This is a genomic window from Mucilaginibacter sp. PAMB04168, assembly GCF_039634365.2.
In the GTDB taxonomy this organism is placed as follows: Bacteria; Bacteroidota; Bacteroidia; order Sphingobacteriales; family Sphingobacteriaceae; genus Mucilaginibacter.
On sequence record NZ_CP155079.2, the window covers coordinates 4,877,531 to 4,892,744 of the forward strand.

9 protein-coding genes are annotated in these 15,214 nt (G+C 46.1%); 4 read left to right on the forward strand and 5 right to left on the reverse strand.

The window, feature by feature from the left end:
• Positions 1-2: 2 nt before the first annotated feature.
• Together ABDD94_RS20565 and ABDD94_RS20570 are read right to left on the reverse strand one after the other, a co-directional pair.
• Entirely contained in the window at positions 3-2,144 is a 2,142-nt protein-coding gene (locus tag ABDD94_RS20565; RefSeq protein WP_345953804.1) for a hypothetical protein, read from the reverse strand.
• 64 nt (positions 2,145-2,208) lie between these two features.
• Positions 2,209-5,937, reverse strand: coding sequence for a DUF4450 domain-containing protein (locus ABDD94_RS20570; RefSeq protein ID WP_345953805.1), 3,729 nt, complete (start codon positions 5,935-5,937; stop codon positions 2,209-2,211).
• 260 nt (positions 5,938-6,197) lie between these two features.
• Here ABDD94_RS20570 and ABDD94_RS20575 point away from each other — a divergent pair, with 260 nt between their 5' ends.
• Positions 6,198-8,132 (forward strand): glycoside hydrolase family 97 catalytic domain-containing protein, encoded by a 1,935-nt coding sequence (locus ABDD94_RS20575; RefSeq protein WP_345953806.1) that lies wholly within the window; start codon positions 6,198-6,200, stop codon positions 8,130-8,132.
• Between the two features lie 279 nt (positions 8,133-8,411).
• On the opposite strand, the gene ABDD94_RS20580 is transcribed toward ABDD94_RS20575, so the two are convergent.
• Positions 8,412-8,822: a hypothetical protein gene (locus ABDD94_RS20580; RefSeq protein ID WP_345953807.1), complete on the reverse strand. Its 411-nt coding sequence runs from the start codon at positions 8,820-8,822 to the stop codon at positions 8,412-8,414.
• 396 nt (positions 8,823-9,218) lie between these two features.
• Here ABDD94_RS20580 and ABDD94_RS20585 point away from each other — a divergent pair, with 396 nt between their 5' ends.
• Genes ABDD94_RS20585 through ABDD94_RS20595 form a run of 3 tightly spaced genes read left to right on the forward strand, consistent with a single transcriptional unit; the run spans position 9,219 to position 12,890 of the window.
• Positions 9,219-9,986 (forward strand): Ku protein, encoded by a 768-nt coding sequence (locus ABDD94_RS20585; protein WP_345955999.1) that lies wholly within the window; start codon positions 9,219-9,221, stop codon positions 9,984-9,986.
• Positions 9,987-9,989: 3 nt separating this feature from the next.
• Positions 9,990-12,545, forward strand: coding sequence for a DNA ligase D (gene ligD, locus ABDD94_RS20590; protein WP_345953808.1), 2,556 nt, complete (start codon positions 9,990-9,992; stop codon positions 12,543-12,545).
• Between the two features lie 57 nt (positions 12,546-12,602).
• A complete protein-coding gene (locus ABDD94_RS20595) occupies positions 12,603-12,890 on the forward strand; it encodes a hypothetical protein (protein ID WP_345953809.1) in 288 nt (95 codons plus the stop codon).
• 117 nt (positions 12,891-13,007) lie between these two features.
• Here the strand turns inward: ABDD94_RS20595 and ABDD94_RS20600 are convergent, their stop codons facing one another.
• Together ABDD94_RS20600 and ABDD94_RS20605 are read right to left on the reverse strand one after the other, a co-directional pair.
• Complete coding sequence (locus tag ABDD94_RS20600) at positions 13,008-13,847, reverse strand: SGNH/GDSL hydrolase family protein (RefSeq protein WP_345953810.1); 840 nt, start codon at positions 13,845-13,847, stop codon at positions 13,008-13,010.
• Between the two features lie 37 nt (positions 13,848-13,884).
• Entirely contained in the window at positions 13,885-15,186 is a 1,302-nt protein-coding gene (locus tag ABDD94_RS20605; protein ID WP_345953811.1) for a glycoside hydrolase family 2 TIM barrel-domain containing protein, read from the reverse strand.
• Between the last annotated feature and the right edge of the window lie 28 nt (positions 15,187-15,214).

Here is a 15,214-nt window from a genome sequence, read left to right on the forward strand (position 1 = left end):
AATTACGGCATTGGCTTCAGGCCCTCCCATTTTACCTTCCAGGTTCCATCTTTAGGAAAACCGGGGTTAGTGCCTTTACTACCATCCCAGCCAGCACACATACTTGCCACAGCAGCCAGCAAGCCGCCATTACCGGGTAGGTAGAGGCGCAGCCTGTCATCCTGGTAATTATGCCCGTTTATAAGGTAGGTATTGGTTTTAATGGGCATAAATAAGCCATCAATAGCCCTTTTCGGGTTACCCAGGCGGGCTGCTGTCATAGCCACCATCGGGAAATCCCAGCCCCAGGTATCTTTCCAGTCCCAGGTATCCCAAACCAGGTCAAAAGTTCTGCGCATAGCATCCATATCCAGCCTATCATTATAAGGCGTCATACCCAGCGCGCCCAGTACCGACGGATGATCCGTTTTGTATTTTGGATTGCTGTATGAATCGGGCGCACTCTCTGCAGCAAGGTAAACGCCATTGGCTTTGGGCAAGGCCGATAGCTTAGCCATCACATCGGCATATTTTTTATCGGGTGCCAGGCCCAAACGTTTGCGCCATTGCTGAGCGGTATTGAGCGCCCAGTACCAGTATTGCAGTTCGTAAGTGGGATTAAAAGTTTCTTCGGCGTTATAGCGCTCTTGGGCTGGGATGAGCCCCTTGCCTAAAATATAACGGTCTTTATCTTTCTCGTAATATGGATAGGTGGCCATAAAATCGGCCGTGGCTAGCACCAACTTTTTGTAGGCGCTTAAGGTTTTTGCGTTAGGGTGCGCACGGTAAGCCAGCTCGGCAAAGTAGATAAAATGTGGTTGCTGCCAAATTAAAAAAGCACCCACCGATGAAGGACTTTCATTACCATCAGGGTCGGTCATTTTTTGCCAGCGCGCACCGGCATAGCCCTGCCTTTTAGCTATACCTCTGGCGTTATCATAAACATGATTATACCACTGCATACTTTTTTCCAGCAACTCGGGCCTTCCCCATAGGGCAAAATGAATACCGTGCCACCAGTGCATTTCTAAGTGAGGTTTGCCATACCAGCTGTTATAAGTAAGGCCGGTTTCCTGCGGTGGTTGTGAGCCTGCACATTGTATTTTAGTAAGGTATTGCGAAAGGATGATACGCCGCTCCAGTTCATGCGCACGAGGATCAGTACTCCCTGCGAAATCAATTGCGCCGCCACTTTGCCAAAAAGCTTTCCAGCTTTGTACGCTATTGATTTGCACGGCGCCAAAAGCTGGTACCAGTGCCTGCCGCTTAGGTGTAAACAGGCAGCTTACCTGCAATTGGTTGCTTTTTCCGGCAGGCGACAGCACAAAATCATGCGTTGCAGCACTGGCCACCGAAGCCTGGCCACTCCAAGTTAGCTGTGTAAAATAGCTATTGGTATCTAACTGATGCTTGATGACCGCCTGCTGCCCCACCGCCTGTACAATGGACGATTGGTGCTTACCGCCGTTTTTCCAATTTGTACCGGCATCGGCGAACTCATTGGTTGGGAAAGGAAAACGCAGCCTAACTTTTAAGCGCCCCTGTGCTATTAAGGCAGATTGTATGTTAAACGAAACCACGTCCTGCTGCTGGTGCGATACGGTTACTACTTTAACCGGCTCCCCTTCGAGTGTGAAAGAACTGGTAATTTCACCGGTCCACAAGTTTAACTCTTGCCGGATGTTCTGAATATCGGCGGCAGTAGCCTGGCTACCGTTCTTTTTGCTAAGCCATAACCCTAGATTACCTAACTGCAGCCGGTGCACATTTTGCCTGAACCAGTTAGATGCATCTTTATTGCGTTTAGGATCATTCCACTGCACCGAATAAGTAACCTTGCGCCCGTTAAGCGTATACGTTTTTAATGATTCTTCGAACTTATAACCTACTGTATCCTTGAAGCTATGCCAGCCCCATTCAGATTGCGTACCCAGCGGCACGCCTTTATCATATTTTTCGGGAAAGGTTTGCATACCCGTGGCATCAACGGTGTAGGCAAACTTACCATTGCCTACCGATAAGGACGACAGCGAATCAATCGCATTGACCACCACATTATGGCGCTTTACCAATTGTTCCCGGTTAATGCGTTGCTGTGCATGCACAGCCGGCATAAGTCCCAGGCCGCATAAAGCGCCGATCAATATTCTGGAGATGTTTTTCATACTATATTAACTCAGTCTTTTCATTTAAAACGACATAGTTTGTCAGGTTAATAACCTATTCCGATTACCTTACCAACGTCACTCCCATTAAGCCTATCACTACATCATTGGCAACGGTTCTTAACTCTAAACTTTTTAACTTCTTAGCCGGGTTGAGGCACAAATCTAGCACGGTGGCTGCCCCGCCGTCTATGGCTTTATTGCTAAAGCCTTTAATGGTGGTGTAATTTGTAAAATCTAATGATGCGGTTCCTGTTTTAAGGTAAACACGCAGGGGCTTTGCAGCACCCGGGTTAAATGCAAAACCGTCATTATCATAGTCCTGCTCTATGGGCCACCAGTTCTCGGGGTTTTTCAGTTCCAGCAGTTCTTTGGTGCCATCCTCGTAGTTAACTGTAATAGTACCGTTAGTTAAGCGGCTCTGCATAGGGTTGGTAGAACCAGCCATTAACAAGTAGGCATGTGAGGCCGCCCCGTTTAACGGTACGCTTAAACTGCGGGGGTAATTATCCCACTGCGAGGTAAAAGCAATGTTTTTACCCGTATTTAGGGTACTAAACGGAATTTGCTGAGGCAGCGTAAACTTGTTTTGCGAACCGGCCGCTTTACGCAAACCACTATCATCAATTTTGGCCGTGGTAAGCGGATAACACCAGTTACCAATTCCTTGTACCGGCAGCTGCAGCGTTGCACTTTTAGGCCTTGGCGACAGGTACTGATTGGTAAAAATGTGTGTAAGCTCATCGTTAAAGCTGGCCGACATATCAACCGTTTGCATGGCTGAGCTATTTGCCGCATTAACTCTCCAGTTTATAATAGTCGTATCAATGACCTGTCCGCCATATTGCAATCTGATTCGGTTACTACCCGGAATTAAATGCGCCGCCGAAACCGTGATTTCGGCGATAGATTGATTTTCGACAGCATTTACGCTGCTTTGATAGGTTGACTTGGTATACGGGTTAACCTGTACCAATACCCTACCCTTGTAGCCGTGGCTTTGTACCCCGAACCTGATTTCGTTTTCGGGCTGGTTGGTATCATACTTCACTTCAACCGGCTTGGCATAGGCGGCAATATGTATTGGCTGCCACCAAGTTAACGCGGCCTCTTTTAGCTGAACAAATACTGTAAAATTGCCGGTTAAGGGTTTAACTGCCCAACTGATTTGGTGAGGCAAGCTGCGTTTGCTTTGCAGCACGCTCTGCGGATCGGCTATTTGCAGCACCGTTGCTTTGCCAAATGTTTGCGTGTATGTTTTACCAGCAGCACAATCGGCTTCAACAGGCAAGTTTAAAATAGTATTCCCGCTCCAGAGTATTTTAATGGCATAGCTTTTTTGTACGCCTGCCTCAACTTGTATAACCGGCTGCCCGACTGAGGAAGTTATGCAACTCCACTTAACTGGCTGCCCGTTAACGGTTATTTGTTTTAGCTGAGCTGCCCGGGCGTTGATCTGTAATTTGAGTGAAGTTGCCCTGGGTAATGATGAGGCTATGGTATAGCTGTCGGTAAGACCATTGCGCTTAAAATCAATGCTGATATCTGGAACCTTTAGAGCAGCGTAGTTCCATGCCGATGGGAACCCCGGCTTGATGGTAAGGGTATTGTTCAATAAATCGGGCTTTACACCAAATAAGCCCTCAACCAGGGTACGGGCAGCCATACCCACCGGATCGGCAAAATCACGGTACAGTTCGCCGCGCTGTGCGTCATAAAAAGATAATTGCTGAAAACTACCCGGACTTGCCCCCAGGTACATACTTTCCAGTAAAGTGCTTTTCCAAAGCTGATAAGCATTTGCCGAACGGCCGCCCTGCCAGTAAGCCAAAGCTGTGTGCAGATTTTCGGCCATGGCCACATTGTTAATTGACCAGGTATAAGGCAGCCAGTTACTGGTACTCAGCAACCAGTAGTTACCGGTTAAGCCTTTGGCTGTTATAGGTATATGTGGTATATCCGTATCCACATATCGCAGGCTTTGGTAAGCTTGGCGGCTGTCCGGAACACCTTCGTCGATAGCATGGTAAATGGTCCACAAAGCCGGCGATGTATGGAGCAGGCGGTTACCCAACAAGTCTTTAAACTCGGCATAAGTACCTTTGCCCGGCATCCATAACGTAGTAGCAATAGCTTGCTTGATATGTGCAGCCTCACGCTCATATGGTGCCGGATCTTCACCTACCAAACGGGCCAGCAAGGCGGCCATTTGGTTAGCCCGGTAGTTATAGGCCGATGAATGCGTTACGCCACCGCCACTGTATTGCAGGGCGTCGCTGGCCCAAATGGCACAGTAAGCGTCATAAAGCCCATCTCCATCCAAATCATAATTTCTTTTCTCCCAGGCCAGGTGCCGTTTAATTAACGGCCAAAGCTTTTTAATTTCGGTAACGTCACCTGTCCAGTTAAAGTGATTGAGCAACTGGTCAATAAACACGAGGTTCATGTCATAATGATGCGGGCGCAGATCGCCGCCGGGGTTACGGCTAATGTAGCCGCTGCTAAACATAGCGGTACCTAACTTTTCAAGCTGGCGTGCCAGGTGTAAGGCAGTGTCGGCTATGATGGGTCCGCTCTCGGGCGTGGTTACTTGCGATAGCGCATAGCTGTTAAAGTGCTGTGAGGCTCGGTCATGCCAGCCCAAAAGATCGGCTACGTATGCACCGCGCCAAGCCGGCAGGCGCATACGCCAGGCCACCGCGCCGTGCATGTAAGATGGATTTTCCCAAATGGCATCACCGGCTACCGCCAGTGCCGAACCAAGTGTATTGATATAAGCATCGGGCGTATGCAGCTGCACACGCGAGGTTAACGTCTGACGGGCCACCTCTGCCTCCTGCATCAATTGGGTAATTTGATTGTTGTTGCCCAAAGTTGCACCGCGGCCTATCATCCAGTATAAAGGCGCTTGTGTGTTCTTAACCAGTCCGCAGGCAAGCGGCTTGCCAGTGGGCACTGAGTTTAGCAACGTTAAAGGTGTGCTTTGCTGTTCGGCATTGCCCTGCTTTGCTATAACAGAAGCGGGGAACAGACCAGAAACCGCATTCTTTGATGTTTCGGTTTCATTCCTTTTAGCCGGACTTTGCTCATTCTCATACCGGGTAGCCTCCGTTGTCGCTTTAGCGTTAAAGTTTATGCGGAAGATCGTCTGGTTTATTTCTACCGCATTATTTACGCAATACTCTGGCTTTAGGTAGAACGAGGATTCCGGATCGGCACCTATATCGCCATCGCGCGAGAACTTCTTACCCGTTGCACCGCCGTAGGCCCAAAATAACTCTACGCCTGGTGCATCCTTTAGCTCTACTTTAAGCAGCATGTGTTCAGTACTGGCAGCCGCAAGCAACTGAACATGAATAACTCCCTTGCCTAATATAGGATCATGAATGGTGTACAGCATGGAGCCGGCACGGTACCGTGCTTCAATAGCTTTGGCTTCAATAAGCCATTTGCTTTCTTTATTCTTAACCAGGCCCAATTTGAGGTTACCGCCCATTCCGGGCAGGTACAAGGCAAATTCGGGCAAATCTCCTGCCTCAATTCTAAACGCAGTGTTGGTACCATATATAGCACGGTTAAAGCGCCTAGTGCCATTGTGAATCACAATATCCTGCCCATCAGGCTGGTATCTTATCTCGCGCTCTTTGCCATGCCAGAGCAACTTGTGCGACTGGCCATAACTATCGCTTATGCACAACAATTGACTGCATACAGCAAATGAAAACAAGGCAATATTTTTCAGTCGTGGTAGAATGAAACGCGGCAAAGACATATCAATAACAGTTGGCGGCATAACCGCTTAATAGGAAACTTAGGTAATTGGGCTTATTTTGCTAATGTGAACAAACAAACGCTAATTTCAAAATAGCTCACCCTTCAATCAGGACAGACAATGATGCCAACGCACTTTTTTCCCGTTGTGCGAAAAATCATGGAACAGGATGGCTTTGAAGTTTTCTTTCTGTTTATTTGTAACAGCCAATAGTTAACCTTTCATCAACAAGCTGTGGCTATTTGATGAATAAAACCAAATAAACAACAATAACCTCTGCCATGAAAAAGCTGCAATTGCTCAGCATCACAGTATTGCTGTTATCAATGCTTAAAACAGCCAGTGCACAACCTTTTCAGGTACGTAGCCCTAACCAACAAATTTTAGTAAAGGTTGGGCTCGATGATAAGAGACTATACTATGAAGTAAGTTATAAAGGGTCTCCTATCATTTTAAAGTCGAAACTTGGGCTGATACGTGAAGATGCGGATTTTTCGAAAGGACTGGTGTTTGAAAACGTGCCCAAAGAGCTGATAGTTACTTACCGGTATAATTTGGCGACGGCTAAAAAAAGGAATATTACCTACAAGGCAACCCGGCAGTTTTTTCACCTGAAGAATCAAGAGGGCAAACTGATGGATGTCATATTCCAGGTATCTAACGACGGGGTGGCTTTCCGTTATTACTTCCCGGAAAGATCAACAGACGTCAAGAAGATAACCGAAGAACTCACTACATACAAATTCAGCACAAATTCCAAAGGTTTTTTGCAGCCCATGTCTGATGCTAAAACTGGCTGGTCACAAACCAATCCCTCTTACGAAGAATATTATGAGCAGAGCATACCGGTTGGCAAGCCATCGCCTATTAAAGCGGGTTGGGTTTACCCTGCCTTGTTTCAGTCGGGCAGTAACTGGGCGCTCATTAGTGAAACTTTTCCTGAGGGCAACTATTGCGGCACGCGCCTTAAGGCCGAATCGCCTGATGGCGAGTACGCAATAGGCTTTCCGCAACCGACTGAGGTTTTTACAGGCGGCAATTTAGGACCTGAGTCAAGATTGCCATGGTATACACCCTGGCGTATTATCACAATTGGTTCGCTTAAAACCATTACCGAATCTACCATGGGCACCGATGTGGCTCCACCCGCCGTTAAGGCAGATGTCTCATTTGTAAAACCAGGGCAGGCCTCATGGAGCTGGGTGATTTTAAAGGACGACTCGACCAAATACAGCGTACAAAAACGCTTTATTGATTATGCAGCTCAGATGCACTGGGCCTACTGTTTAATTGACGCCGACTGGGACAGAAAAATAGGATATGAGAAGATAAAGGAACTGGCAGACTATGCCAAAATAAAAAACGTGGGCATCATACTCTGGTACAACTCCGCCGGGGCCTGGAACACAGCACCTTATACGCCCCGCAATAAAATGCTAACGCATGAAAGCCGCATGCAGGAATTTGCCCGCCTGCAAAAACTGGGCATTAAAGGCGTTAAGGTCGACTTTTTTGGCGGCGACGGCCAATCAATGATGCAGTACTACATTGATATTTTAAAAGATGCTTTGACCCACAAGTTACAGGTAAACTTTCATGGGGCTACGCTGCCCCGTGGCTTGCAGCGCACCTACCCTAACCTGGTTACTACCGAGGCTATTAAAGGGATGGAATTTGCAACCTTTGAACAGCGCAACCAGGATATACAAGCCCAGCATTGCGCCACTATACCGTTTACCCGCAACGTATTCGACCCAATGGATTTTACGCCAATGGTGTTTGGTGAGATACCGCGCATTAAACGCAAAACCACCAACGCCTTTCAGTTGGCTTTGCCTGTACTGTTCCTATCGGGCATACAGCACATGGCCGAAACTGATCAGAGCATGCAAAAAGCCCCTGAATATGTAAAAAACTTTTTGCGCAACCTGCCCGCCCGATGGGATGAGGTGAAGTTTATAGACGGCTACCCCGGTAAACTGGCTATTATAGCCCGCAAAAGCGGCAACCGCTGGATCATAGCCGGTATTAATGGTGAGAATACAGAGAAAAACCTCAAGCTCAATTTATCTGCCTTTAAGTATTTTACTAAACGCACGCTGATTAATGACGGCAGCGAGGAGTTCTCATTTTCTACGGCGGCTATCAGTTCGGGAGCTACACAAACGGTTAAAATAAAAGGGAATGGGGGATTTGTGATGACGTTAGAAAAGTAAACTTCCAATCGTCATTGTGAGGGTGGTTTGCTTGTAGCTTACGCTTTACGGCAGGAAACTGACACGTGTTATTAACTCTCTCTTCGTTTCCTTATTACCACAGCGGCTACATCTTGTGTCTTTAAAAAAGGAAGAAAAATACGCGTAACGACGGCATGAATGCCTCAAAACAAGGTGTGAACAATTCAACTCCGTGATAACGTCATCACACAAGGTCATACTCCGGCTGCTGCAATAGCTACCTGTGCTCTTTATTAGGATATTGCTCTACTTTCTAAATCACTTTGCTGGCTGATGGGTAAAACCGGATAGCGTATCAAAGTTGGTTTTAATATCATCGAAGAGTTCAAACAGGTTTTGAATGGTGACCTGGGCGGCCGAACGTTTACCCCATTTAAGGAGGCATTGGTCCCATATGTCGCCAAAATTAGTCATGCTGGCTATAACTTGCACCACATATTGAACCGATGCTTCTGTACTTTCAAACTCAATGGCTTCGAGCACATGTAGCTGCTTCATCAGGTCATAAATTAAAAACGGCAGGCGCTTATTGGCAATAATGCGAATATTGGTTTCGGCAGCGTTTACCTTAGTATCATACGATGCCTCAATGTTTATTTTTTGCGCGTCTATATAAGTGAGCACCATACTTTTCAGTGCTTGCTGTATCTCCTGTAATTGTGCAGTCATGAGGCAAAGGTTTTGTATTATGTCATTAACATTACTGTGTCTATTATCTGGTAGCTGGCATTTTGAATCATCGTTATAAATTAGCATTCAAAAAGCAAGTAAATTTAAAATATCAGCTAACACCTTGTAACTTATACAAAGCAACAACTACGCCCCTACTACCTTGTTTATCAGGGTTTTTATCTACAAACGTTAATAAGTTTTCCACACGCATGTTAACAACTTCAAAACACTAAGCCGTGTCCAGTAAATTTGTCGTTGATTTACAGCGGCTTATTGCATCCAATCTCAACACAAGTTTTAACACATTCTAAGTGAACGCGATACGCTTATTATCCTCTTTGCAAACTCATTCATCAATTTAATAGTTATATCCATATAAACACTACTGTTATGATGAGGTCGATCTGGAAAGGCTCAATTGGATTTGGGCTGGTAAACATTCCTGTTAAATTATACTCGGCCGTGCAAAACAGCACGCTCGATCTGGATATGCTCGATAGCCGCGACCATTCGCATATTCGCTTTTTGCGGGTGAACGAGCACACGCATAAAGAGGTTCCGTACGATAAAATAGTACGCGCCTACAAGCTGGATGATGATTACGTGGTGCTTGACGAACAAGACTTTGAGGATGCCAGTCCTGAAAAAACAAAGCTGATTGAGATTGAAAGCTTTGTGGAAGCGGTAGACATAAACCCCATGTATTACGAAACATCATATTATGCCGAGCCCGATGCCAAAAACAGCAAAGCCTATATACTATTGCTGGAAGCGCTCAAAAAAACGGGCAAAGCTGGCTTAGGGCGCTTTGTATTACGCAACAGCGAGAGCCTGTGTATTATCCACCCGGTTGAAAAAGCACTGGTGGTTAGCCGCATCCGTTTTGCCCAGGAACTGCGCTCAACCGACGACCTTAAACTGCCTGATGCTACGGTAAGCAAAAAAGAACTAGATATGGGTCTGGCTCTGATTAAGCAGTATACCGAAGATTTTGACGTATCAAAATTTAAGGATGAGTACACGGCTGAGCTGTTAAAGATCATTAAAGCCAAGGCTAAAGGTAAACGCCCAACCATTAAGAAGCTTAAGGTTGCCAAAACCAGCAGCGACGACTTGTACGATCAATTAATGCAAAGTCTCAATACACGGAAAGGAGCTTAAGCCATGAGTTTAGAGAAGTATGAAGCCAAGCGCGATTTTAAGAAAACAGCGGAGCCTAAGGGCGGCAAGGGTAGCGGCAAAACTTTAAGTTTTGTAGTGCAAAGGCACCATGCATCACACCTGCATTACGATTTTAGGCTGGAGCTGGATGGTGTGCTCAAAAGCTGGGCTGTGCCCAAAGGCCCGTCCATGAACCCCGGCGATAAACGGCTGGCCATGATGGTGGAAGATCATCCTTACGATTACCAGCATTTTGAAGGCGTGATACCCAATGGCGAGTACGGTGCGGGCATTGTGATAACCTGGGATCATGGCACGTACGAGTCGCTGGCCCCCGACCGCAAAGACGATGTAAAAACCCTGCATGCCGGCCTTCATTCGGGAAATCTGAAATTCAGGCTGAATGGTGAGATACTTAGAGGCGAGTTTGCATTGGTTAAACTGCACAACTCTGATAAAGAGGACGACAATTCCTGGCTGCTGATAAAGCACAAAGATGATTTTGCCGTAACCGCTAAATTTGACAGCGAGGCTTTTGTTCCTGATAATATTAAGGTGCTTAAAAATAATAAGGACGGCAAAGTTAAAAAGCTGCCTAAGCATGCGTTACTGGAAGTTGACATGCCAGCTAAAAAGGAACCTGCCAAAGCAGCAACACCTGCTAAAAAAAGCGCTGCAAAGAAATCTGAAGACGAAAGCGGTAAACGCACACGTTATATAAAGCCCATGCTGGCCAAGCTTGAACCGCAGTTGTTTGACGACGCTAACTGGCTATATGAATCAAAGATTGACGGCTACCGCGCTATCGGCTACACCGGCAAAAAAGCGGCGTTAATTTCGCGCAATGGCATTGAGTTCAATGAGAAGTATGAAAAGGTTTTTAACGAGCTGAAGCAACTGCCTGAAAAAGCTGTGCTTGATGGGGAAATTGTACTGGAAGACAGCCATGGGCGCAGTATCTTTCAGGATTTGCAAAACTATAACAGCCAGAAGAATAAACGCACATTAAGGTACTATGTGTTCGATCTATTGCAGTTGGACGGGCATGATCTGCGTGACTTGCCGCTCGTTAAACGTAAGGAGTTATTAAAAGCCTTTACAGCATCTTTTCCAAAAGAATCATCTATCACCTACCTGGAACATACGGTAGGCAATGGTACCGAGATGATGGTTAAATCACAAAAGCAAGGCTGGGAGGGTGTAATTGGTAAAGACGCACAAAGCGTGTACGAAAGCGGCCGCCGCAGCGACCATTGGTTGAAGTTTAAAGTGCAGGCCTCACAGGAAGCCATTATTTGCGGTTACACGCCTCCTAAAGGTGCCCGTAAGCACATCGGATCGCTGGTATTGGGCGTACAGCAGGGCGAAAACATTAAATACGTAGGCAACTGCGGCAGCGGCTTTAATACCGAAAGCTTGCAGGATTTGTTTGATAAGCTACAACCCATTGTTACCACAGAAAGGCCTTTTCCCGACAAGATAAATTACCACGGTAAGGTAACCTGGGTGGAGCCCAAATTGGTTTGCGAAGTGTTTTATTCGGAGTGGACTGCCGACGGCAGTATGCGCCATCCGGTCTTTAAGGGCCTACGCATGGATAAAGAGCCAGACCACGTGTTAATGGAAACACCCGACAAACAACTGGCTGATGAAACTACCGTTACTTACGGCAAAAAGAAAGTGAAGCTTACCAACCAAAATAAGCTGTATTGGAAAAAAGAAGGCATTAGCAAAGGCGAAATGCTTAACTACTACCGGGATATTGCCCCGCTAATGGTGCCGTATCTTAAAGATAAAGCCCTTTCTATGCGCAGGCAGCCAAATGGAATTGACGACCCCGGCTTTTTCCAAAAAGATGTGGATGTAACCCATTTACCCGATTGGATAAAGACCGAAAAGCTATATTCTGAAAGCAACGATAAAGATATCAATTACATTGTAGGCGATGATGAAGCAACATTGCTTTATGTAGTGAATCTGGGCTCTATTGAGATAAACCCATGGTTGAGTAACTATCAAACGCCAGATAACCCCGAGTATGTGGTAATAGACGTTGACCCGCACGATGTTCCTTTTACCGAAGCTGTGCAGGTGGCCTTAAAAACTAAAGAGGTGTTTGACCGCATGAAACTTAAAACTTTCATCAAAACATCGGGATCTAAAGGACTGCACATTTACTGTTACCTGGGTGCTGTGTACGATTATGATTTTGTAAAGATGTTTGCTGAGTACACTGCTCACCTGATCCATGATGAGCTGCCAGACATTACCAGTGTTGAACGCAACCCGGCCAAGCGTAAAAACAAAACCTACATCGATTTTTTACAGAACCGCCGCGGGCAAACCATTGCTGCACCTTATTCGGTACGGCCCAAGCCTGGCGCTACAGTATCTACCCCCTTGCACTGGCATGAGGTAAACGACCAGTTATCTTTAGCCGACTTTACCATATACACGCTAAAAGACCGACTTAAAAATGTAGAAGATCCCTGGAAAGATATACACAAAACCAAAGCCGACTTAAAAAAGGCATTAGCCCTTTTAAAAGAACATGCATAAAAAGCCAATCTATTAAGCAGGACTAATTGTTAGAATCGTCACTTAATAACAAATGGAATGAAATTATTAGCAAATACATTAACTAAACTTACCGGTGCAAAAGCTATTGGCGCCGAAGCCATTGGTGCGCGGGCCATTGGCGCAACAGCAGTGGGCGCTTCGGCCGTCGGAGCTTCGGCATTGGGCGCATGGGCTCTTGGCGCGCTGGCCGTTGGTGCGGTTGCCATAGGGGCTGTGGCCATTGGCCGCGTAGCTATTAAGCGTATGGTGATTAAAGATTTGCAGGTAGGAACATTGACCGTCGATAAACTGGTGATTAAAGAACAGGAAGAACCAGTTGCCTAACAAATACGCTGTCGGTATGGGGTTTATTGAAGGCTTTTAGCAGGGCAATATTGCTTCGCTAAGCTCATACTTATAGGCCATAGCGGTTGAAGACCATATTTTAAAAGAAATGTGTATCTAAAATTTCAGCTTCTTCATTACCTTAACCAATAGGTGAGCAATCACCTGGTTGCCTTTATCAGAAGGGTGCAGGCCATCGTAGGTAATGCCAATTGCTTCAGGCGGGTACGGATAATCGTCTTCGACGGGGTTGAACTTTAAGGTAGTATAATCCGGATAACGGAAGTTTTGATACCTACCGCTTACGGTATCTCTTAATCGCTTAAATTTCACTAAACGCTTTACCTTTAAACTGCCTTTGCTGTAAAGATCAACCACATTCAAATCCTCCTGCCTACCAATCTCTTTAACAGCATCTGCAAACTCGGCAAGCCATCGCTCATTCTTTTGCCTGTATGAGCCCCATGCATTATTTTTAGGATTGCGCAGATAAACAAAATCGGCACGTTGCATAGGTGTTAAGAGTATAATCTGGGCTTGCGGGCTTACCTTACGCAAGTAATTTATAATAACCCGAAATGCGCCGTAAACTGTAGCATAACCGGTATTGTTATTGTAATCAGTTATGGTGCCCAAAGGCTGGCTTCCCCACCAATCGTTAGTTCCCAACAACACTGTATATACATCAGCTTTCTGTATGCCCAGCTTTTCAATTTGCTTAGCTATGCGAATAGCGGTCCATCCGTTATGGCCCTGGTTGGTATATTGTATATAAGGAAGTTTTTCTGTGACCCGGCTTAAATAACCCTTCGTAACCCGGTTGCCTGTTTCGTCTAAATGGTCATTCAGGTATGTAATGGAATCGCCAATGGCTACCCACTTGATTTCCTTTTCAGGAACAAATGAGCTAATAGCCAAACTGAATATACCTAAGAACAACCACTTTTTTAACCGCATGCAGCAAACGTTTAAATGCTAAGATAGTATATCTGCCTTACTGTGCAGCTGCTCTAACATAAAATGGAATGTTAGCGGTTGCTACTTTGTTATGCCCGTCGCTCACATATACAAACAAACGGTAAGCGCCTTCTTTTTCGGGTGTTTTAAGGATGGCCTTGTTCGTAACAGCTGATGATAATAACCCGTTGATGGGTTGGGGTCTCGATTCATGGTCACCCCCTTCTTTCAGATCGGTACTTTCGGGCAGCAACTCCCATCGGGTGGTTAATTTATCCTGGTTTGGATCAGTTACGGCAGCAACTGCATTATAGCTTTTACCAGGTTGCAGGAAAATATTGTCTGCAGCCGGTTTACCGTTCAACAAAAATGAACTTATATGAGGCGCTCGGTTTTTAGGCCAACTGCCTGTCCAAAGGTATTGCATCACGTCAACCACTTCATTTTCTTCGCCGGCCTCGGTAAACAGGCCATACCAGGTGGGAGTACGTTCCTGCTTCTGTCCCCATAAAAATACGTATGAACCCACGCAATGCTTATCCTGTTTAATAGATGCCTCATAACGGCTTTTATAAACGGCTGCTTTCTCACTGCTTGTTTCCTCAACAGATGCCTTCCAGGGAGTTTGCGGTCCTTCCCAATGGCCTGTTGGCCCCCATTCAGTTACCATATAAGCGCCTTGCCAGCCTGCATCAAGCATTTGCTGAGGCACCTTGGCCAGGCCGCCATATACCTGCACTGATAATAAATCAAGATTGGGGCAGCGTACTTTGATGTAATCCACCTCACGTTTGTTAACCCCAGCCAGCATAGTAGTAGCCGGGTGATTGGGATCTTCCTGATGAATCATTTTGGCAATATCATTCACAGCGTCCCAAACTTTCGGGTTCTTATATTGCAGGTTAAGCTCATTACCAATACCCCAAATGAGCAGCGCCGGATGATTTTTGTATTTTCTTACCTCCTGTCTGAGCCTTTCGAGTTGCTGGTGTACGGCGGCTGTGTCATCATAATTAAAACCATGGCGCTCACGAGCAACATTCAAACCCATAGTTACGCTCAGTCCGAGTTTCTGCGCCTTGTCTAACACATCTTGCCCGTTGCGGCTGTCCCAGGTACGCAGCGAGTTACCGCCATAACTGGCCAACCTGTCGCTATAATTAGTACCGCCGGCTCCTTTTATAAAATACGGCTTGCCGGCTCGTGTTAAGTTGAAACCTTGTTTACCTGCAACAACTTTAACAGGTAGCGGTGCAGTAACAGGCTGTGCATAGGCGCTAATAAAAAGGCCGCAGCACATTATTGCCGAAAAAGAAAATTTGCGGAAGTTCTTCATCATTAAAATTTGAAACGCATGAATAAGCCTT

Coding starts and splice junctions, on each gene's coding strand:
- ABDD94_RS20595 (WP_345953809.1), top strand. CDS start 12,603: ATGAAATTATTAGCAAATACATTAACTAAACTTACCGGTGCAAAAGCT.
- ABDD94_RS20605 (WP_345953811.1), bottom strand. CDS start 15,186: ATGATGAAGAACTTCCGCAAATTTTCTTTTTCGGCAATAATGTGCTGC.
- ABDD94_RS20580 (WP_345953807.1), bottom strand. CDS start 8,822: ATGACTGCACAATTACAGGAGATACAGCAAGCACTGAAAAGTATGGTG.
- ABDD94_RS20600 (WP_345953810.1), bottom strand. CDS start 13,847: ATGCGGTTAAAAAAGTGGTTGTTCTTAGGTATATTCAGTTTGGCTATT.
- ABDD94_RS20570 (WP_345953805.1), bottom strand. CDS start 5,937: ATGCCGCCAACTGTTATTGATATGTCTTTGCCGCGTTTCATTCTACCA.
- ABDD94_RS20565 (WP_345953804.1), bottom strand. CDS start 2,144: ATGAAAAACATCTCCAGAATATTGATCGGCGCTTTATGCGGCCTGGGA.
- ABDD94_RS20575 (WP_345953806.1), top strand. CDS start 6,198: ATGAAAAAGCTGCAATTGCTCAGCATCACAGTATTGCTGTTATCAATG.
- ligD (WP_345953808.1), top strand. CDS start 9,990: ATGAGTTTAGAGAAGTATGAAGCCAAGCGCGATTTTAAGAAAACAGCG.
- ABDD94_RS20585 (WP_345955999.1), top strand. CDS start 9,219: ATGAGGTCGATCTGGAAAGGCTCAATTGGATTTGGGCTGGTAAACATT.